16 protein-coding genes, 2 tRNA genes and 2 pseudogenes are annotated in these 17,727 nt (G+C 67.2%); 10 read left to right on the top strand and 10 right to left on the bottom strand.

Going from position 1 to position 17,727, the window contains the following annotated elements:
• Positions 1-111: 111 nt before the first annotated feature.
• The 7 genes and pseudogenes from HIR79_RS08310 to HIR79_RS08280 form a co-directional block, all read right to left on the bottom strand.
• Positions 112-1,356 (bottom strand): uracil-xanthine permease family protein, encoded by a 1,245-nt coding sequence (locus HIR79_RS08310; protein WP_169957967.1) that lies wholly within the window; start codon positions 1,354-1,356, stop codon positions 112-114.
• 65 nt (positions 1,357-1,421) lie between these two features.
• Positions 1,422-2,051, bottom strand: a complete 630-nt coding sequence (upp, locus tag HIR79_RS08305; RefSeq protein ID WP_119022969.1) for a uracil phosphoribosyltransferase — start codon at positions 2,049-2,051, stop codon at positions 1,422-1,424.
• Positions 2,052-2,168: 117 nt separating this feature from the next.
• A pseudogene (ung, locus tag HIR79_RS08300) lies at positions 2,169-2,853 on the bottom strand (uracil-DNA glycosylase).
• An 18-nt stretch (positions 2,854-2,871) separates the two neighbouring features.
• Positions 2,872-3,351, bottom strand: a complete 480-nt coding sequence (gpt, locus tag HIR79_RS08295) for a xanthine phosphoribosyltransferase (RefSeq protein WP_169957966.1) — start codon at positions 3,349-3,351, stop codon at positions 2,872-2,874.
• A 4-nt stretch (positions 3,352-3,355) separates the two neighbouring features.
• Positions 3,356-3,901, bottom strand: coding sequence for an adenine phosphoribosyltransferase (locus HIR79_RS08290; RefSeq protein WP_169957965.1), 546 nt, complete (start codon positions 3,899-3,901; stop codon positions 3,356-3,358).
• 42 nt (positions 3,902-3,943) lie between these two features.
• Positions 3,944-5,245, bottom strand: coding sequence for an NCS2 family permease (locus tag HIR79_RS08285; protein ID WP_169957964.1), 1,302 nt, complete (start codon positions 5,243-5,245; stop codon positions 3,944-3,946).
• 239 nt (positions 5,246-5,484) lie between these two features.
• Positions 5,485-6,114 (bottom strand): riboflavin synthase subunit alpha, encoded by a 630-nt coding sequence (locus HIR79_RS08280; RefSeq protein WP_169957963.1) that lies wholly within the window; start codon positions 6,112-6,114, stop codon positions 5,485-5,487.
• A gap of 401 nt (positions 6,115-6,515) precedes the next feature.
• On the opposite strand from HIR79_RS08280, the gene HIR79_RS08275 reads away from it, so the two are divergent.
• From HIR79_RS08275 to msrC, 4 genes are all read left to right on the top strand, one after another.
• Entirely contained in the window at positions 6,516-7,577 is a 1,062-nt protein-coding gene (locus HIR79_RS08275) for a methionine ABC transporter ATP-binding protein (protein WP_169957962.1), read from the top strand.
• A complete protein-coding gene (locus HIR79_RS08270; RefSeq protein ID WP_169957961.1) occupies positions 7,558-8,211 on the top strand; it encodes a methionine ABC transporter permease in 654 nt (217 codons plus the stop codon). The genes HIR79_RS08275 and HIR79_RS08270 overlap by 20 nt, the downstream gene beginning before the upstream one ends.
• Positions 8,212-8,288: 77 nt before the next feature.
• Positions 8,289-9,083, top strand: coding sequence for a MetQ/NlpA family ABC transporter substrate-binding protein (locus HIR79_RS08265; RefSeq protein ID WP_169957960.1), 795 nt, complete (start codon positions 8,289-8,291; stop codon positions 9,081-9,083).
• A 56-nt stretch (positions 9,084-9,139) separates the two neighbouring features.
• Positions 9,140-9,625, top strand: coding sequence for a free L-methionine (R)-S-oxide reductase MsrC (gene msrC, locus HIR79_RS08260; RefSeq protein ID WP_169957959.1), 486 nt, complete (start codon positions 9,140-9,142; stop codon positions 9,623-9,625).
• Between the two features lie 55 nt (positions 9,626-9,680).
• Here msrC and HIR79_RS08255 read toward each other — a convergent pair.
• The 3 genes from HIR79_RS08255 to glpK form a co-directional block, all read right to left on the bottom strand.
• Positions 9,681-9,757 (bottom strand) — tRNA-Val (locus tag HIR79_RS08255).
• Positions 9,758-9,772: 15 nt separating this feature from the next.
• Positions 9,773-9,849: transfer RNA gene (locus HIR79_RS08250), tRNA-Val, on the bottom strand.
• A gap of 80 nt (positions 9,850-9,929) precedes the next feature.
• Positions 9,930-11,417 carry a glycerol kinase GlpK gene (gene glpK, locus HIR79_RS08245; protein WP_169957958.1) on the bottom strand — a complete coding sequence of 496 codons (1,488 nt, stop codon included), beginning with the start codon at positions 11,415-11,417 and terminating at the stop codon, positions 9,930-9,932.
• A gap of 150 nt (positions 11,418-11,567) precedes the next feature.
• Here glpK and HIR79_RS08240 point away from each other — a divergent pair.
• From HIR79_RS08240 to phnE (HIR79_RS08215), 6 genes and pseudogenes are all read left to right on the top strand, one after another.
• Positions 11,568-12,333, top strand: a pseudogene (locus tag HIR79_RS08240) (DeoR/GlpR family transcriptional regulator).
• Positions 12,334-12,487: 154 nt separating this feature from the next.
• On the top strand, positions 12,488-13,987 hold the full coding sequence (gene glpD, locus HIR79_RS08235) for a glycerol-3-phosphate dehydrogenase (RefSeq protein ID WP_169957957.1): 1,500 nt from the start codon (positions 12,488-12,490) through the stop codon (positions 13,985-13,987).
• Positions 13,988-14,283: 296 nt separating this feature from the next.
• Entirely contained in the window at positions 14,284-15,207 is a 924-nt protein-coding gene (gene phnD / locus HIR79_RS08230) for a phosphate/phosphite/phosphonate ABC transporter substrate-binding protein (protein WP_302143083.1), read from the top strand.
• 95 nt (positions 15,208-15,302) lie between these two features.
• Entirely contained in the window at positions 15,303-16,121 is an 819-nt protein-coding gene (phnC, locus tag HIR79_RS08225; protein WP_169957956.1) for a phosphonate ABC transporter ATP-binding protein, read from the top strand.
• Complete coding sequence (phnE, locus tag HIR79_RS08220) at positions 16,108-16,920, top strand: phosphonate ABC transporter, permease protein PhnE (RefSeq protein ID WP_169957955.1); 813 nt, start codon at positions 16,108-16,110, stop codon at positions 16,918-16,920. The genes phnC and phnE (HIR79_RS08220) overlap by 14 nt, the downstream gene beginning before the upstream one ends.
• Positions 16,914-17,723: a phosphonate ABC transporter, permease protein PhnE gene (phnE, locus tag HIR79_RS08215; protein ID WP_169957954.1), complete on the top strand. Its 810-nt coding sequence runs from the start codon at positions 16,914-16,916 to the stop codon at positions 17,721-17,723. Before phnE (HIR79_RS08220) ends, phnE (HIR79_RS08215) begins: the two co-directional genes overlap by 7 nt.
• Positions 17,724-17,727 lie beyond the last annotated feature (4 nt).

Below are 17,727 nucleotides of genomic sequence, written 5' to 3'. Positions count from 1 at the left end.
AGGGACGGCCGAGGTAGCGTACAGGGAAGTATTTACAGCGCCTCCTCGACGGTCCGGCGCCCCGGGGCCTGCCGCCGGTAAAGCCCGACGACAGACCGGCGGACTTGCCGCCTACTCGTCCTCTTCGGCGCGCGGCAGCACCCAGTTGAGCACGATGCCCACCAGGGCGGCGAGGCTCACCCCCTGCAGGGTGAACTGGCCGCCGCCGAACTGCATGCCGCCGATGCCGAAGACCAGGATCAGCGAGATCACCACCAGGTTGCGCGGCGCGGTCAGCGAATGGCCGGCGCGCACCAGGGTGTTCATGCCCACCACGGCGATGGAGCCGAACAGCAGGGTCATGATGCCGCCCATCACCGGACCCGGGATGGTCTGCAGCAGGGCGCCGAGCTTGGCCACGAAAGCCAGGCCGATGGCGAGACAGGCCGCCACCACCATGTACTTCGGATTGAAGGCGCGGGTCAGGGTCACCGCCCCGGTCACCTCGGAGTAGGTGGTGTTGGGCGGACCGCCGAACAGCGCCGCGGTGGTGGTGGCCAGGCCATCGCCCAGCAGGGTGCGGTGCAGGCCGGGCTTCTCCAGGTAGTTCTTGCGCGTCACCGAGCCGATGGCCACCATGTCGCCGATATGCTCCACCGCCGGCGCAATGGCCACCGGGATCATGAAGAGGATCGCCGCCCAGTGGAAGCTCGGCGCGGTGAACGCCGGGATCGATAGCCAGGCCGCCTCGCGCACCGGCGTGAAGTCCACCATGCCCATCGCAAGCGCCAGCACATAGCCGGTGACGATGCCGCCCATGATCGGGATCAGGCGGATCAGGCCGCGGCCGAACACCGCTAGCACCAGCGTCACCAGCAGGCTGGTCATGGAGAGGAAGATCGCCGGGGCATAGCCGATGTTGTCGCTGGTCTCGCCGGTGGCCATGCTGACCGCCACCGGCGCCAGCGCCAGGCCGATCACCATGATCACCGGTCCCACCACCACGGCCGGCAGCAGCCGATGCAGCCAGGCGGTGCCCTTGAGGCGCACGGCCTGGGAGATCGCCACGTAGACCAGGCCCGCGGCCATCAGGCCGCCCATGGTGGCCGGGATGCCGAAGTTGACCACCGAGCCCTGGATGGGGGCGATGAAGGCGAACGACGAGGCCAGGAAGACCGGCACGGTGACCCGGGTCACGCCGTGGAACACCAGGGTCCCCACGCCGGCGGTGAAGAGCGCCACGCTGGGGTCAAGCCCAGTGAGCAGCGGCACCAGTACCAGGGCGCCGAAGGCCACGAAGAGCATCTGCGCCCCGGTGAGCAGGGTACGGGGCAGCGATTCGGCCGCGGGGTGGGCGGCCGCTGAGGTGTCAGTCATGACAGTTCTCCGAAAAAACGCCCCTGGCGCGAGGGCTCAGGGGCGCGATGGCGATGGGAAAGGACTCAGCGGGTACCGAAGATCTTGTCGCCGGCATCACCCAGGCCGGGCACGATATAGCCGTGCTCATCGAGACGCTCGTCGACGCCGGCGGTGTAGATCTCGATGTCCGGGTAGGCGTCCTGGACCCGCTTGATCCCTTCGGGCGCCGCCACCAGCACGATCACCTTCATCTGCTTGCAGCCGCGCTCGCGCAGCATGTCCAGGGTCGCCACCATGGTGCCCCCGGTGGCCAGCATGGGATCGATGACGATGGCCAGGCGCTCGTCGAGGTCGTTCGCGAACTTGGCGAAATAGGGCACCGGCTCGAGGGTCTCCTCGTCTCGGTAGAGTCCCACCACGCTGATCCTGGCGCTGGGGATCAGGTCGGTGACGCCGTCGAGCATGCCGAGGCCGGCGCGCAGGATCGGCACGATGGTGACCTTCTTGCCCTTGAGCAGGTTCACGGGGATCTTGTTGCCGCTCCAGCCGTCGATCTCCTGAACCTCGAGCTCGAGATCCTTGGTCGCCTCGTAGGTGAGCAGCTTGGCCAGCTCGCCGGCCAGCTCACGGAAACTCTTGGTGCTGATGCCGGCTTCACGCATCAGACCCAACTTGTGCTGGACCAGGGGGTGCTGGATGGCATGGACGCTCATGGGCGGAACCTCTTCACTCTTCGGGGCGGCGGGAGACGATACCGACCTTGGTCGCATGGACCCGGCCGGTAAATTGACGGCCATTCTACCCGCATCCCGCCTCGAGGTGTAGGCGGCTCAGGGCACCTCGGGCAGCTGCCAGTCGATGGGGGGTGCGCCCGTGCTCGACCAGGAAAGCGTTGGCCCGGGAGAAGTGGTGGTTGCCGAAGAAGCCGCGATGGGCGGAGAGCGGCGAGGGGTGCGGCGACTCCAGCACCAGGTGCCGGCTGGCATCGATCAGCGTCCTCTTCTGGCGGGCGTGGCTGCCCCACAGCAGGAACACCGTGGGCTCGCCGTGCTCGCTGACCGTGGCGATGGCGCGGTCGGTGAAGGTCTCCCAGCCGCGCCCGCGGTGGGAGCCGGCATTGCCCTCCTCCACGGTCAGCGAGGTGTTGAGCAGCAGCACCCCCTGGCGCGCCCAGTGCTCCAGGTGGCCGTGGGCCACCGGGCGGAAGCCGACGTCGGTGGCCAGCTCCTTGTAGATGTTGGCCAGCGACGGCGGAATGCGCACCCCCGGCTTCACCGAGAAGCACAGGCCATGGGCCTGGCCGGGGCCGTGGTAGGGGTCCTGGCCGAGGATCACCACCTTCACGGACGGCAGGGGCGTGAGCTCGAAGGCCCGGAACCAGTCGACGGAGTGGGGATAGATCACCTTCCTGGCCGCCTTCTCGGCGGCCAGGAAGTCGCGAAGCGACTGCATGTAGGGCGCCTGGAACTCCTCGCCCAGCCACTGCTGCCAGCTATCGGGAAGCGGTGCCGCCATCCCTGCCCTCCTCGCGTCTCAGCGCTTGACCTGGTCGGCCAGGGGCTCGACGTAGGCCACGCCCATGTCCCAGGGAAACTGGATCCAGCAGTCCTGCGCCACCTCGGTGAGGTACTGGTCCACCAGCGGACGCCCCTCCGGCTTGGCATAGACGGTGACGAAGTGCGCCTTCGGCAGCAGCTCGCGCACCTTGCGGGCGGTCTTGCCGGTGTCCACCAGGTCGTCGACCAGCAGCCAGCCGTCGCCGTCATGGTCGACGCCCTTCATGACGTCGAGGCCGCCCTGGTCCATATGGTCGTAGCTCTTGATGCAGACGGTATCGATCAGGCGGACGTTGAGCTCACGAGCGATCAGGGCCGCAGGGATCAGCCCGCCGCGGGTGATGGCGACGATGCCCTTGAAGTCGCGCTCCACCAGTTGGTGGCAGAGCTCGCGGACATCGCGATGCAGCTGGTCCCAGGAGACGGTGAAGTGCTTGTGGTAGCGGTTGCTGCTCATGAGGTCACTCGTCCTCGGTGAAGGAACAGACGGCGAAGACGTTGAAGCCCGCCTCGCGGATGCGCGCAGAGCCGCCGAGATCCGGCAGGTCGACGATGGTGGCGGTCTCCACCACCTGGCCGCCGCTGCGGGTGATCAGCTTGGCGGCGGCCAGCATGGTACCGCCGGTGGCGATGAGGTCATCGACGATCAGGATGCGATCGCCCTGCTTGAAGGCGTCGGAGTGGAGCTCCACCTCGGCCTCGCCGTACTCCAGGGTGTAGGTCTCACTGATGGTACGGAACGGCAGCTTGCCCTTCTTGCGCACCGGCACGAAGCTGCAGCCGAGCTCGTAGGCCAACGGCGCCCCGACGATGAAGCCGCGGGCGTCGATGGCGGCGACGGCATCGATCTCCATCTCCTGGTAGCGGTGCACGAAGCTGTCGACCAGCTTGCGAAAGGCCGCGCTGTTCTGCAGCAGCGGCGTGATGTCGCGGAAGTTGACCCCCGGCTGCGGCCAGTCGGGGACGGTGCGGATGACGGACTTGATGTAGTCGCCGTAGATGCTCATCGATACGGGTCTCGGTGAGTGGGTGCAATCGGTGGTCGAGGATCAGTCGAGGAACAGGAACTTCAGCGCGAACAGCAGCGCCAGCACGACTACCGCCGGATTGAGGTCCTTGAAGCGCCCGGAGAGCGCCTTGATCGCCGCATAGCTGATGAAGCCCAGGGCGATGCCCTCGGCGATCGAGAAGGTCAGCGGCATGGCCAGGGCGGCGATCAGCACCGGCGCGGCGTCGGTGGGATCCTCCCAGTTGGCGTGGGCCAGGCTGCCGGCCATCAGCACCGCCACGTAGAGCAGCGCGCCGGCGGTGGCGTAGGCCGGAATGGAGCCCGCCAGCGGGGCGAAGAAGAGGCTGATCAGGAACAGCGCGGCGACCACCACGGCGGTCAGGCCGGTACGCCCGCCGGAGGCGATGCCCGCGGTGGACTCGATGTAGCTGGTGGTGGTGGAGGTGCCAAGCACCGCACCGGCCATGGAGGCGCCGCTGTCGGCCATCATGGCGCGACCGAGGCGCGGCAGCTTGCCGTCCTTGTCGAGCAGCTTGCCGCGATGGGCCACGCCCACCAGGGTGCCGGAGGTGTCGAAGAGGTCGACGAAGAGAAAGGCGAAGATCACGCTGAGCATGGCGATATCCAGCGCGCCCCACAGGTCCAGCGCCATGAAGGTGGGCGCGATGGAGGGCGGCATGGACATGATGCCGCCATATTCGTTATGGCCAAACAGCATGGCAGCCACGGTGATGCCGAGGATGCCGATCATCACCGCTCCGGTCACCTTCAGGTAGGCCAGGGCCGTGATCACGAAGAAGCCCAGCAGGGCGTAGATGGCGGCGGGCTGGGAGAGATCCCCCAGCGCCACATAGGTGGCCGGATTGGAGACCACGATGCCGGCGTTCTTCAGCGCGATCATGGCCAGGAAGAGGCCGATGCCCGCGGCGATGCCCAGGCGCAGGGAGAGCGGGATCGAGTGGATGATCCACTCGCGCACCTTGAAGATGCTGAGCAGGAAGAAACAGAAGCCGGAGAAGAAGACCGCGCCGAGCGCCGCCTCCCAGGTGTAGCCCATGCCCAGCACCACCCCGTAGGTGAAGAAGGCGTTGAGCCCCATGCCCGGCGCCTGGGCAATCGGGTAGTTGGCCCAGAGCCCCATGATCAGACAGCCGATGGCGGCGGCCAGGCAGGTGGCGACGAAGACCGCGCCATAGTCCATGCCGGCCTCGGAGAGGATGCTGGGGTTGACGAAGATGATGTAGGCCATGGTCAGGAAGGTGGTGATCCCGGCGATGACCTCGGTCTTGATGCTGGTGTTGTGCTCGGACAGCTTGAACTGCTTGTCGATCAGGCTCTTCATGGGGCTCATTCCTGCGCGCTTGGACGTGGCGACGGTCCCTGGGGGGCGAGAAGGGTCACGAGAAAAGCGGCCTATGGTACCCGCATCCCCGTCGGGATGCGAGAGACCGGAAGGCCGCTGACTCGCACTGTTCACAGTGCTCTTCACACTACTCTTCACACTGTATAAGCAAAGACCGGGCCAGACGCCAGCCGTGCCACCAACGCAGACCTGACGGAGCGGTCAAGCCACCGCCAGGCTCAGATCCCCCGGGCGGCCAGCACCCGCTCCACGGTCTCGACGATGGCCTGGGTCTGGGGGTCGATCTCGACGTTGACGCTGTCCCCCGGCACCCGGTCGATCAGGGTGGTGCGCGCCAGGGTCTCGGGGATCAGGTTGACGCAAAAGCGGGGCCCGTGGGCCGCGGTGGCCGGGCGCACCTCGCCGATGGTCAGGCTGATGCCGTCGACGCCGATGTAGCCCTTGTCAAACAGGAAGCGCCCCAGCGCATGGGGCAGCTCGAACCACAGCCGGCGATTGTTGGGCGCCTCGTCGAGCTCGACCAGCTCGGCCACCGCCATCACGTGGCCCGACATGGCATGGCCGCCGATCTCGTCGCCGAAGCGGGCCGCCCGCTCGATATTGACGCGGCTGCCCACCTCGACTGCACCAAGGTTGGTCACCCGCAGGGTCTCGCGCATCAGGTCGAAGCTGACCCGCTCGCCGTCGATGGCCGTGACCGTGAGGCAGACCCCGTTGTGGGCCACCGAGGCCCCGATCTCGAGCCCCTGGCGCAGCGCCTCGGGCAGGACCAGGATATGGGTGCGAAACTGCTCGGCCTCTTCGATGGCGACCACCTCGGCGGTGCCCTGAACGATACCCGTGAACATGGCGTCTCCTCGACTGCAGCTGGACCCCCGCAGGGGCAAGGGCACAGAGTGTAGAGAAATCCCACCCGAGGCGTCCACGCCGGCACCCGGCACACCAGCGCTTTCACCTACCAAACACGAGAAAACAGGAAATTGTCCTGCCTAATGAGCGGGACGACCACAACAACACCCAGGGCGATTGACAGCCACGCCCGCCGCACCTAAGCTTCCCCGCTACATTGAACGGCGCCGATTTGTACCCGGCTTGCGGGCGCCAGCGCGGCGACACGCCCTTCCGGGCCGTGCCACCGCGTGAAGTGCAGCTAAAAGGGTGTGTCCAGCGTTGATGGCCACCCGCAAGGGTGGCCTTTTTTTACCCTGGCTGCACCGCCCGCCCCGGCGCCCCGCTTGCGGTGCTTCCGATGATTCGACTCCATAACGTATCCAAGACCTATGCGCTGAAAGGGCGACGCGGCAGCCCCGCTCGGACCATAGAGGCGCTCAAGAATATCGACTTCCACGTGCCCGCCGGCCAGATTCACGGCGTGATCGGCCTCTCCGGCGCCGGCAAGTCGACCCTGATTCGCTGCGTCAACCTGCTCGAGCGCCCCACCACCGGCACCGTCACCGTGGACGGCCAGGAGCTCACCGGCCTCTCCCGCCAGGCGCTCAACCAGGCGCGCCACGGCATGGGCATGATCTTCCAGCACTTCAACCTGCTCACCAACCGCACGGTATTCGCCAACGTGGCCCTGCCCCTGGAGCTGATGGGCATGAGGCGCGCCGAGATCCGCGAGCGGATCACGCCGCTGCTGGAGCTGGTGGGCCTGGCCGACAAGGCGAACCAGTATCCGGCCCAGCTCTCCGGCGGCCAGAAGCAGCGGGTGGCCATCGCCCGGGCGCTGGCCAGCCGCCCCAAGGTGCTGCTCTGCGACGAGGCCACCTCGGCCCTCGACCCTCAGACCACCGCCTCGATCCTGGCGCTGCTGCGGGACATCAACCAGAAGCTCGGCCTGACCATTCTGCTGATCACCCACGAGATGGAGGTGGTCAAGTCGATCTGCCACCGGGTCAGCCTGATCTCCGGCGGCGAGCTGGTGGAGGAGGCCGAGGTGGGCGACTTCTTCACCGCCCCGCGCACCCGGCTCGGCCGCGAGTTCCTCAACGACTTCCTCAAGCTGGAGCCGCCCCGGGCGCTGATCGAACGCCTCGAGGAGAGCCCCGGCGAGCACACCCATCCGGTGGTGCGCCTGGCCTTCTCCGGCGACGCCGTCTCCACGCCGCTGATCTCGCGGCTTGCCCGGGAGTGCGGCGTCGACGTCAGCATCCTGCAGGCCAAGGTGGAGTCGATCCAGGAGCGCACCCTCGGCCTGATGATCGCCGAGCTGATGGGCCCAGCGGAGCAGACCCGCACGGCCATCGACTATCTCGAATCCCATGATCTGCACGTGGAGGTGCTTGGCCATGTCCAGCGCGATGATTGACCTGATCCTCCGGGCTACCCTGGACACCCTCTATATGGTGGCCGTCTCCGGGGTGATCTCGGCCCTGGTGGGCATCCCGCTCGGGGTGCTGCTCTATGTGACGCGTCCCGGCCAGGTGCTGGCCCAGCCGGCGGTCAACGGCGTGCTCGGCATCGTCACCAATATCGGCCGCTCGATCCCCTTCATTATCCTGATGGTGGCGATCATCCCCTTCACCCGCATGCTGGTGGGCACCTCCATCGGCACCAACGCCGCCGCCGTGCCGCTGACCATCGCCGCCATTCCCTTTATCGCCCGCCTGGTGGAGGGCGCGCTGAACGAGATCAACCCGGGCCTGGTGGAGGCCGCCCAGTCCATGGGCGCCACCCCCTGGCAGATCATCACCCGGGTGCTGCTGCCCGAGGCCCGCGGCGGCATCTTCACGGCGATGACCGTCACCGTGGTCACCCTGGTCAGCTACTCGGCCATGGCCGGCGCCGTGGGGGGCGGGGGCCTGGGCGACCTGGGGATCCGCTACGGCTACAATCGCTTCAACCCCACCGTCATGCTGATCACCGTGGCGATCCTCGTGGTGATGGTGCAGGGCTTCCAGAGCCTGGGGGACTATCTGGTCCGCAAGAGCGACCACAAGTAGGCGTGATAGCAAAAAAGTATTAAAACCAGGGTTTTTATTCCTATACTATCGTCACACCACCCGAGGAGACCCTTCCCATGCGCAAGACAGTGATCAGCACTCTGCTCGCCTCCAGCCTGGCCCTGGGCGCCGGCAGCGCCCTGGCCGACGACCACAGCATCAAGGTCGGCACCGTGGCAGGCCCCGAGACCGACGTGATGCAGGTGGCCGCCGAGGTCGCCCAGCGCGAGTACGGCCTGACCGTGGAGATCATCGAGTTCACCGACTACGTGACCCCCAACGCGGCACTCGCCGACGGCAGCCTGGACGCCAACGCCTACCAGCACGAGCCCTACATGCAGGCCATGGTCAACGATCGCGGCTATGACTTCGCCATCGCCGGGCGCACCTTCGTCTACCCGATCGGCGCCTACTCCGAGAAGTACGCCAGCATCGACGAGCTCCCCGAGCGCGCCCAGATCGCCCTGCCCAACGACCCCTCCAACGAGGGTCGCTCGCTGATCCTGATGCACAACGAGGGCCTGATCCAGCTGGACGACCCGGAAAACCTCGAGGCCACCCCGCTCAACGTGGTGGAGAACCCGCGCGGCTTTCGCTTCCGGGAGATCGAGGCCGCCCAGCTCCCCCGCGTGCTGCCCGACGTGGACATGGCCTTCATCAACAACACCTTCGCCCAGCCCGCCGGCCTGAGCCTGGACGACGCCCTGATCAAGGAGGGCCCGGAGTCCCCCTACGTCAACCTGATCGTGGTGCGCGGCGATGACGTGGAGCGCGAGGCGATCCAGCAGCTGGTGCGCAGCTACCAGACCGAAGAAGTGAAGGCCAAGGCGGCCGAGCTGTTCGGGCCGGCGGCGGTGCCCGGCTGGGAATAAGAAAAACGGAGAAGAACAGGGGCCGGCCTTAGCCGGCCCCTTCTATTTCAGGAGCCATGATGACCGTCGACTATCCCCTGCTCGCCCGCCAGCTCGCCGCACTCCTCGATACCCGCGACTGGCTGACCAACAGCGCCCAGACCGCCGCCTTCCTGATGCAGGAGATTCCCGAGCTCAACTGGGCCGGCTTCTACCTGCAGCGCGAGCCGGAGACCCTCTGCCTCGGCCCCTTCCAGGGCAAGCCCGCCTGCCACCCCATCCCCTTCAGCAAGGGGGTCTGCGGCGCCGCGGCGCGCACCCGCACCACCCAGCGCATCGACGACGTCCACGCCGTGGCCGACCATATCGCCTGCGACGCCGCCTCCAGGGCCGAGCTGGTGGTCCCCATCCTGGTCGCGGATCGCCTCTGGGGCGTGCTGGATCTGGACAGCCCCCGCGGCGGGCGCTTCAGCGCGGCGGACCAGGCCGGCATCGAGTCGCTGGTGGCGGTGTTCGTGGCACACACGGACCTGGCGCCGGCCTGGGCGCACCGGCAGGAATAGAGCTCACGAAAGGCAGAACGCCCCCGCAGCAGGGCTGCGGGGGCGTTCCGAAATCTGGTAGGACCAGGCGGATTCGAACCGCCGACCTCTACCATGTCAAGGTAGCGCTCTAACCAACTGAGCTATGGTCCTGGTGTGGATGCATGCTGGTAGGACCAGGCGGATTCGAACCGCCGACCTCTACCATGTCAAGGTAGCGCTCTAACCAACTGAGCTATGGTCCTGTTTCAGCAGCATATTGCCGAGGCATCTCGCCCCGGCAACGGATGCATATATTACCGATCCTCAGAGATTTTGCAAGCACTCAGCGCTCGCTTTTGACCCGCTCCACCGCCTCCTGCCAGCCGCGGTAGAGTCGCTCCCGCTCCGCCTCGGGCATCTGCGGCGTGAATCGCCGCTCGCAGCGCCAGAGCTCGGCGATCTCGTCGAGGTCCCGGTACCAGCCCAGGCGCAGCCCGGCCAGGTAGGCCGCCCCCAGTGCCGTGGTCTCCAGCACCGTGGGGCGATCCACCGCCACGCCCAGCATGTCGGCCAGAAACTGCATCACCCAATTGTTGGCCACCATGCCCCCGTCCACCCGCAGGGTGTCCGGCGCGGCGTCCATGTCGTCGCTCATGCAGGCCTGCAGGTCACGGGTCTGGTAGCAGACCGCCTGGAGGCCGGCGGCGACGATCTCGGCGATGCCGGTGTCCCGGGTCAGGCCGAAGATGGCGCCGCGGGCCTTGGGGTCCCAGTGGGGCGCCCCCAGCCCGGTGAAGGCCGGCACCAGGTAGACGCTGTGGCCGGCCCGGGTCTGGCGCGCCAGGGCCTCGGTCTCGGCGGCATTCTCGAAGAGCCGCAGGCCATCCCGCAGCCACTGCACCGTGGCACCGGCCACGAAGATGCTCCCCTCCATGGCGTAGGTGGGCCGTCCTTCCAGGCGATAGGCCACGGTGGTCAGCAGGCGGTTGCGCGACAGCGCCGCCGTGTCGCCGGTATTGACGATCATAAAGCAGCCGGTGCCGTAGGTGCTCTTGCCCATGCCCGGACGGAAGCAGGCCTGCCCCACCAGCGCCGCCTGCTGGTCCCCGGCCACTCCGGCGATGGGCGGCTCCGCCCCCAGCCACTCCCGCTCGAGGGTGCCGAAGTCGTCGCTGGAGTCCTTCACCTCGGGCAGCAGCGCCTCGGGGATACCGAACAGCTCGAGCAGCACCGGATCCCAGCGCTGCTCGTGGATATTGAACAGGGCCGTGCGCGAGGCGTTGGTGGCATCGGTGGCGTGGACCCGCCCCCCGGTGAGGCGCCAGATCAGGAAGGTGTCCACGGTGCCGAAGGCGAGCTCGCCGCGCCGGGCCCGCTCCCGGCCCCCCGCCACGTTGTCGAGAAGCCAGGCGAGCTTGGTGGCCGAGAAATAGGGGTCGATCAAGAGACCGGTGCGCGCCTGGACCGCCTCCAGGTGGCCCGCCTCCCGCAGCGCCTGGCAGGCGTCGGCGGTGCGCCGGTCCTGCCAGACGATGGCGCGGTGGAGCACCTCACCGCTCTGCCGATCCCAGAGCAGGGCGGTCTCGCGCTGGTTGGTGATGCCCACCCCGGCCAGCCGCTCGGGGCCGACGCCGGCCCGGTCGATGACCTCCCGGCAGGTGGCGAGCACGCTCTCCCAGATCTCCTCCGGGTCGTGCTCCACCCAGCCATCATGGGGAAAGTGCTGGGTGAATTCGCGCTGTGCCGATGCCACGTTGCCGCCTTCACGATCGAACAGGATCGCGCGGGAACTGGTGGTGCCTTGATCGATCGCCAGTATCAGGTCAGCCATGGTGGCTCCTGTCGAGAAATGTTCGCTTATAGTCACCAAGGGTACTGCAGCGTGTTCGGAAATCTCTACAACCTTGGTCGCTCATGACGCCAGCTGCGATGCCGACGCCGCCCCGATCACCTAAACTGCCGCCAGCCAAAGGGAGTCGACATGAACCAACAGCAGCGACACGAAGCCATCGTCGAGCTGGTGCGCCGCGAAGGCTATGCCAGCATCGAGCAACTGACCGATCACTTCAGCGTCACCCCTCAGACCATTCGCCGCGACCTCAACGCGCTGGCCAATGACGGCCTGCTGCGCCGGGTCCACGGCGGCGCGGGGCTCGAGTCGAGCACCGTCAACACTGCCTATGCCACTCGCAAGACCCTCAACCTCGAGGCCAAGCGCCGCATTGCCGCGCTGTTGGCCAGCAAGATCCCCGACAGCTCATCGCTGTTCATCAATATCGGCACCAGCAATGAGGTGATCGCCGAGGCGCTGCTGGAGCACCACCGCGAGCTGGAGGTGATCACCAACAACCTCAACGTGGCGGCCATCCTACAGCACAAGGAGGACTTCAACGTGATCATCGCCGGTGGCCAGGTGCGCTCCCGGGACGGCGGCATCATCGGTGAGGCCACCATCGACTTCATCAACCAGTTCAAGGTGGACTACGGCATCATCGGTATCAGCGGCATCGACGAGGACGGCTCACTGCTGGAGTTCGACTACCAGGAGGTGCGCGTGGCCCAGGCCATCATCCAGAACTCGCGCCAGGTCTACCTCGCCGCCGACCACTCCAAGTTCCGCCGCAATCCCTCGGTGCGCCAGGGCAACATCACCCAGATCCACGCCCTCTTCACCGACCTGCGCCCCCCCCCAGTCGATCTGCCAGCTGATGGAGAGCCACGACGTGGCCCTGCATATCGCCGACTGAGCCCAGCCCTCCGACCCGCTCTCGAAAGCGAACCCGAAAGAGTTCATCCCCACCCATTGATGTTCTTTTCCGAGTGGCGTATTTTCACTTATGAAAAAAACCGACAGAAGAGCAGGCGGCACCCACCCCGCCGAGCGATGGATCGGAGGAGACAATGACCCCCCTGGACCTCATGGTGATCGGCGGCGGCATCAACGGCACCGGCATCGCCAACGACGCCGCCGGCCGCGGGCTGCGCGTCGGCCTCTGCGAACAGGGCGACCTCGCCAGCGCCACCTCCTCCGCCAGCAGCAAGCTCATCCATGGCGGCCTGCGCTACCTGGAACACCGCGAGTTTCGACTGGTGAGCGAGGCGCTGCGCGAGCGCGAGGTGCTGATGGCCAAGGCGCCCCATATCATCTGGCCAATGCGCTTCCTGCTCCCCCACCGCTCCCATCTGCGGCCGGCCTGGATGATTCGCGCCGGCCTCTTCCTCTATGATCATCTGGGCAAACGCCGAGCGCTTCCCGCCTCCCGCGGCGTGCGCTTCACCGCCCAAAGCCCGCTCGCACCGAGCATCACCCGCGGCTTCGAATACTCCGACTGCTGGGTGGACGATGCCCGCCTGGTGGTGCTCAACGCCCTGCAGGCCCGGGAGCACGGCGCCGAGGTGCTGGTCCGCACCCGCTGTATCGCTGCCCGCGAGGTGGAGGGGCTCTGGGAGCTGGAGCTGGAGGATGCCGGCAGCGGCGAGCGCTTCCGGCGCCGCGCCCGGGCTCTGGTCAACGCCGCCGGCCCCTGGGTGGAGCAGGTGATACGCCAGGGGCTCGCGCGCGAGCCGCGCTATGGCATCCGCATGATCCAGGGCAGCCACCTGGTGGTGCCCCGCCTCAACGAGGACGAGCGCGCCTACATCCTGCAGAACCAGGACGGGCGCATCGTCTTCGTGCTCCCCTGGGAGGAGGACTTCAGCCTGGTGGGGACCACCGATCGCCGCTACGACGGCGATCCGGCCCGGGTCACCGCCACCGACGAGGAGATCGACTACCTGCTGGGGGTCGTCAACGCCCACTTCCGGCGACCGCTCGCCCGCAAGGACGTGCTGCGCACCTTCTCCGGCGTCCGGCCGCTGTGCGATGACGAGTCGACCGCCCCCTCCGCCATGACCCGCGACTACACCCTCCATCTGGACACCAGCGGGGCACCGCTGCTCAGCGTCTTCGGCGGCAAGCTGACGACCTACCGCCGGCTCGCCGAGGCCGCCCTGGCGCAGCTGGCCCCGCACCTACCGACGATGGGACCCGCCTGGACCGAGAAGGCTCCCCTCCCCGGAGGCGACATCGGCAGCCAGGCCGATTTCACGGCGCGGCTGCTCGCGGAGTTTCCCTGGCTGGGCGAGGCGCGGGCGCGCCGGTTCGCGCGCACCTATGGCTCTCTCTGCCTCGAGTTTCTCGCCGGCGCCCGGGCCGAGGCCGATCTCGGCGAAGCGTTCGGCGCCGGCCTCACCGCCCGGGAGGTCGACTACCTGGTCGACCGGGAGTGGGCGGTCGGCCTCGAGGATGTCCTGTGGCGGCGGACCAAGCTCGCCATGCGCCTGAGCGAACGGGACCGTCAACGGCTCGACCGCTACCTGACGACGCGCCAGACGCACACGCCCATGGGCGTCGTCAATTGACCGTGTAGGTATAGTGTTTGACATCGCCCGGCGGCAAAACCAAGCTGAGGGAGCAATCTTTCGGAAGCAACCAAGCTAATTCTCGGCATGTCGGTTTCCGAACATCGCCATGCCGACTCGACAACAATACCGGCTCGACAACAATAATAGAGAGGCACGCCATGCATATCGCCCCCAGGGTTACCCAACCCGCATCGCTTACCCGGCCCGCGTCACGGCCCGCTCCCGCCTCGGCTACCAGCCGGAGTTCCCTTGCTGCCCTTGCCGCGGCCACCCTGCTGCCGTTCTCCCTGCTGATGGCCGCTCCTGCCCTCGCCGACTGCCCCCGAGGCGACCTGGATACGCTCTTCTGCGATGAGGATGGCGACATGGTCGCCGACCTGCCCGCCGACGAGTCCCGGTGGGCCAATCCGGACACCCTGATCTTCGCCTACACCCCGGTGGAGGACCCGGCAATCTACTCCGACATCTGGCAGCCCTTCATCGACCATCTCGAAGCGGTCACCGAGCGCAACGTGCGCTTCTTCGCCGTGCAGTCCAACTCGGCCCAGGTGGAAGCGATGCGCAGCGGACGCCTGCATATCGCCGGCTTCTCTACCGGCCCGACGCCGTTTGCCGTGAATCTCGCCGGCGCCGTGCCCTTCGCACTGATGGGCTCCGACGACGGCCAGTTCGGCTACACCCTGCAGGTCTATACCCACGTGGATTCGGGCATCAACGAGCTCACCGACCTCGCCGGCAAGCGGGTGGCCCACACCTCGCCGACCTCCAACTCCGGCAACCTGGCCCCCCGCGCGCTGTTCCCCGAGCTCGGCATCGTGCCCGACGAGGACTACGAGGTGGTCTATTCCGGCAGTCACGACCAGTCCATGCTCGGCGTGGTGGCACGCGACTACGACGCGGCCCCGGTCGCCTCTGAGGTGGTCGAACGCATGGCGGCCCGCGGCCTCTATGACGAGGAGGAGGTCAAGATCATCTACGAGACCGACGCCTTCCCCACCACCTCCTACAACTACGCCCACAACCTGCACCCCGACCTGGTGGAGAAGATCAAGGAGGCCTTCTTCACCTTCGACTTCGCCGGCACCGCGCTCGGGGACGAGTTCGAGGGCGTGGAGAAGTTCATCCCCATCAACTACCAGGAGCATTGGCAGGTCATTCGCACCATTCAGGCGGCCAATGATGTCCGCTACACCCGCGAGGGCCTGGAACAGGAGTGATCCTGGCCAGTCTCTCAGGGCCGGACCCCGGTCCGAGCCGGAACGAGCCACCCCGACCCGCGGCCGGGGTGGCTCCCCTATAGCGAGGTGTCGCGATGCTGGAAATCTCGAAGCTGGTCAAGCGCTACGGCCGTGACGAGCCGGTCCTCAAGGAGCTGGACCTGGTGGTGGAGGGCAGCAGCGTGGTCTCCATCGTCGGCGCCTCCGGGGCCGGCAAGAGCACCATGTTGCGCTGTATCAACCGCCTGGTGGAGCCCAGCTCGGGTTCGATCCGGCTCAATGGCACCGAGCTTGTCACCCTGCGCGGGGCGGCGCTGCGGCGGGCTCGCCGCAAGATCGGCATGGTCTTCCAGGGCTTCAACCTGATCGACCGCCTGACGGTGATGGAAAACGTGCTGGCCGGCCGGCTCGGCTATGTCAATCTCTTCCAGGCGGTGACCCGCCGCTACCCCCAGGCCGATATCGAGCGCGCCTTCACCCTGATGGAGCGGGTGGGCATCGCCCACTATGCCAACAAGCGTGCCGATGCCCTCTCCGGCGGAGAACGCCAGCGGGTCGGCGTGGTACGGGCGCTGATGCAGGAGCCCGAGATCCTGCTTGCCGACGAGCCGACTGCCTCGCTGGACCCGCGCACCTCCGAGCAGATCATGATGCTGCTGCAGAGCCTGGCGAGCGAGCTGTCGCTGCCGGTGCTCATCAACATTCACAACGTGGCGCAGGCCAAGACCTATACCGAGCGCATCGTCGGGCTGCGTCACGGCAAGATGATCTTCGACGGGAGCCCCGCCGACTTCAACAGGGAGGCCCTGGACGCCATCTATGGCGGCATCGAGGCGCCGGACGAGGATGACGATGAGGCGCCCGCGCCGCCCGCCCGCTCTGTCGCCCAGGGGGTGTCCGATGGCTCGCCCTGACATCGCCGCGACGGGGCACCGAACCTGGCGCAAGCCGCCGTTCATCGCCAACCCCTGGCTGCGCTATGGCCTCTGGCTCGCGGTGATCGCCTATCTCGTCTGGGCCTTCGGCAGCCTGCCATTCAACTGGGTGCGCATCAGCGAGGGCCTGCCGCGGGCGGCACGCATCTTCGGCGGCGGCTTCCCGCCGAGCTTCGAGCGCGGCGCCCTGCTGCTCACGGGGTTCAAGGAGAGCTTCCAGATCGCCATCCTGGCCACGCTGCTGGGGGTGGCACTGTCGATCCCCTTCGCGGTGATGGCGGCACGCAACATTGCACCGCTGCCGATCTATCTGGTGGGCCGCGCGGTGATCATCGTGTCGCGCAGCTTCCATCCGGTGATCGTCGCCATCCTGTTCGTCGCCGCCGTGGGCTTCGGCCCGCTGGCGGGGATCCTCACCCTGACCCTCTACTCCATCGGCTTCGTCGGCAAGCTGCTCGCCGAGGAGATCGAGGAGATCGACTGGGGTCAGGTGGAGGCGATGCGCGCCGCCGGCGCCGGCTACCTGGCGACCCTCGTCTATGCGGTCTTCCCGCAGATCCTGCCTCGCCAGGTGGGGCTCTCGATGTACCAGCTCGACAGCAACCTGCGCGCCTCGGCGGTGGTGGGCATCGTCGGTGCCGGCGGCATCGGCGGCACCCTGATGAACGCCTTCGGGCGCTACGACTATGACTTCGCCTTCGCCATCCTGCTGATCATCATCGCGGTGATCCTGGTCAGCGAGGGCGTCAGCGGCTGGGTGAGGAAGAAGATATGGTAGATCATACCGATGCCCTGGCCGACCGCGTCTGGCGGCGCTACGACCGCAGGGGGCGCCTGATCCGCTACGCCGTGCTGCTGGTGACGCTGATGGGGGTCGTCTGGGCGGTGCGCGACATCGACATCTTCTGGCCCTGGGTTTGGGATGCCCCCAACCAGATCTCCAGCCTCGGCGCCCGCATGTGGCCGCCGGATCCGAGCCGGCTGGGGGTGATCCTCGATGCCATGCTCGAGACGGTGCATATCGCCACCCTGGCGACGCTGCTGACGATCTTCATCGCCCTGCCGGTCTCGTATATCGCCGCCCAGAACACCACCCCCAACCGCTTCTGCCTGTGGCTGGGGCGCTTCATCCTGGTGTCGAGCCGCTCGGTCAACACCATCATCTGGGCCCTGCTGTTCGTGGCGATCTTCGGCCCCGGGGTGCTGGCGGGGATCCTCGCGATCATGTTCCGCTCGATCGGCTTCATCGGCAAGCTGATGGGCGAGGCGATCGAGGAGATCGACCGCCGCCCGGTGGAGGCCATGGAGGCCACCGGGGCCTCGCGACTGAAGGTGATCGCCTATGCCGTGGTGCCCCAGGTGATGCCGGCGTTCTTCGCCATCGTCATCCTGCGCTGGGACATCAACATCCGCGAGTCCACGGTGCTGGGGCTGGTGGGGGCCGGCGGCATCGGGGTGCTGCTGCAGGGCGCCATCGACACCTTCGCCTGGCCCACCGTGGCCACCATCCTGATCGCCATCGTGGTGCTGGTGCTGATCGGCGAGGCGATCACCGGCCTGCTGCGCCGCAAGGCGATCTGAGCCA

The organism is Halomonas sp. PGE1, from assembly GCF_013000985.1.
In the GTDB taxonomy this organism is placed as follows: domain Bacteria; phylum Pseudomonadota; class Gammaproteobacteria; order Pseudomonadales; family Halomonadaceae; genus Halomonas; species Halomonas alkalicola.
The sequence above is the reverse complement of the archived record's forward strand: the minus strand, read 5'-3'. Positions and strand labels throughout refer to the sequence as shown.

Coding starts and splice junctions, on each gene's coding strand:
- HIR79_RS08310 (WP_169957967.1), bottom strand. CDS start 1,356: ATGACTGACACCTCAGCGGCCGCCCACCCCGCGGCCGAATCGCTGCCC.
- upp (WP_119022969.1), bottom strand. CDS start 2,051: ATGAGCGTCCATGCCATCCAGCACCCCCTGGTCCAGCACAAGTTGGGT.
- gpt (WP_169957966.1), bottom strand. CDS start 3,351: ATGAGCAGCAACCGCTACCACAAGCACTTCACCGTCTCCTGGGACCAG.
- HIR79_RS08290 (WP_169957965.1), bottom strand. CDS start 3,901: ATGAGCATCTACGGCGACTACATCAAGTCCGTCATCCGCACCGTCCCC.
- HIR79_RS08285 (WP_169957964.1), bottom strand. CDS start 5,245: ATGAAGAGCCTGATCGACAAGCAGTTCAAGCTGTCCGAGCACAACACC.
- HIR79_RS08280 (WP_169957963.1), bottom strand. CDS start 6,114: ATGTTCACGGGTATCGTTCAGGGCACCGCCGAGGTGGTCGCCATCGAA.
- HIR79_RS08275 (WP_169957962.1), top strand. CDS start 6,516: ATGATTCGACTCCATAACGTATCCAAGACCTATGCGCTGAAAGGGCGA.
- HIR79_RS08270 (WP_169957961.1), top strand. CDS start 7,558: ATGTCCAGCGCGATGATTGACCTGATCCTCCGGGCTACCCTGGACACC.
- HIR79_RS08265 (WP_169957960.1), top strand. CDS start 8,289: ATGCGCAAGACAGTGATCAGCACTCTGCTCGCCTCCAGCCTGGCCCTG.
- msrC (WP_169957959.1), top strand. CDS start 9,140: ATGATGACCGTCGACTATCCCCTGCTCGCCCGCCAGCTCGCCGCACTC.
- glpK (WP_169957958.1), bottom strand. CDS start 11,417: ATGGCTGACCTGATACTGGCGATCGATCAAGGCACCACCAGTTCCCGC.
- glpD (WP_169957957.1), top strand. CDS start 12,488: ATGACCCCCCTGGACCTCATGGTGATCGGCGGCGGCATCAACGGCACC.
- phnD (WP_302143083.1), top strand. CDS start 14,284: ATGGCCGCTCCTGCCCTCGCCGACTGCCCCCGAGGCGACCTGGATACG.
- phnC (WP_169957956.1), top strand. CDS start 15,303: ATGCTGGAAATCTCGAAGCTGGTCAAGCGCTACGGCCGTGACGAGCCG.
- phnE (WP_169957955.1), top strand. CDS start 16,108: ATGGCTCGCCCTGACATCGCCGCGACGGGGCACCGAACCTGGCGCAAG.
- phnE (WP_169957954.1), top strand. CDS start 16,914: ATGGTAGATCATACCGATGCCCTGGCCGACCGCGTCTGGCGGCGCTAC.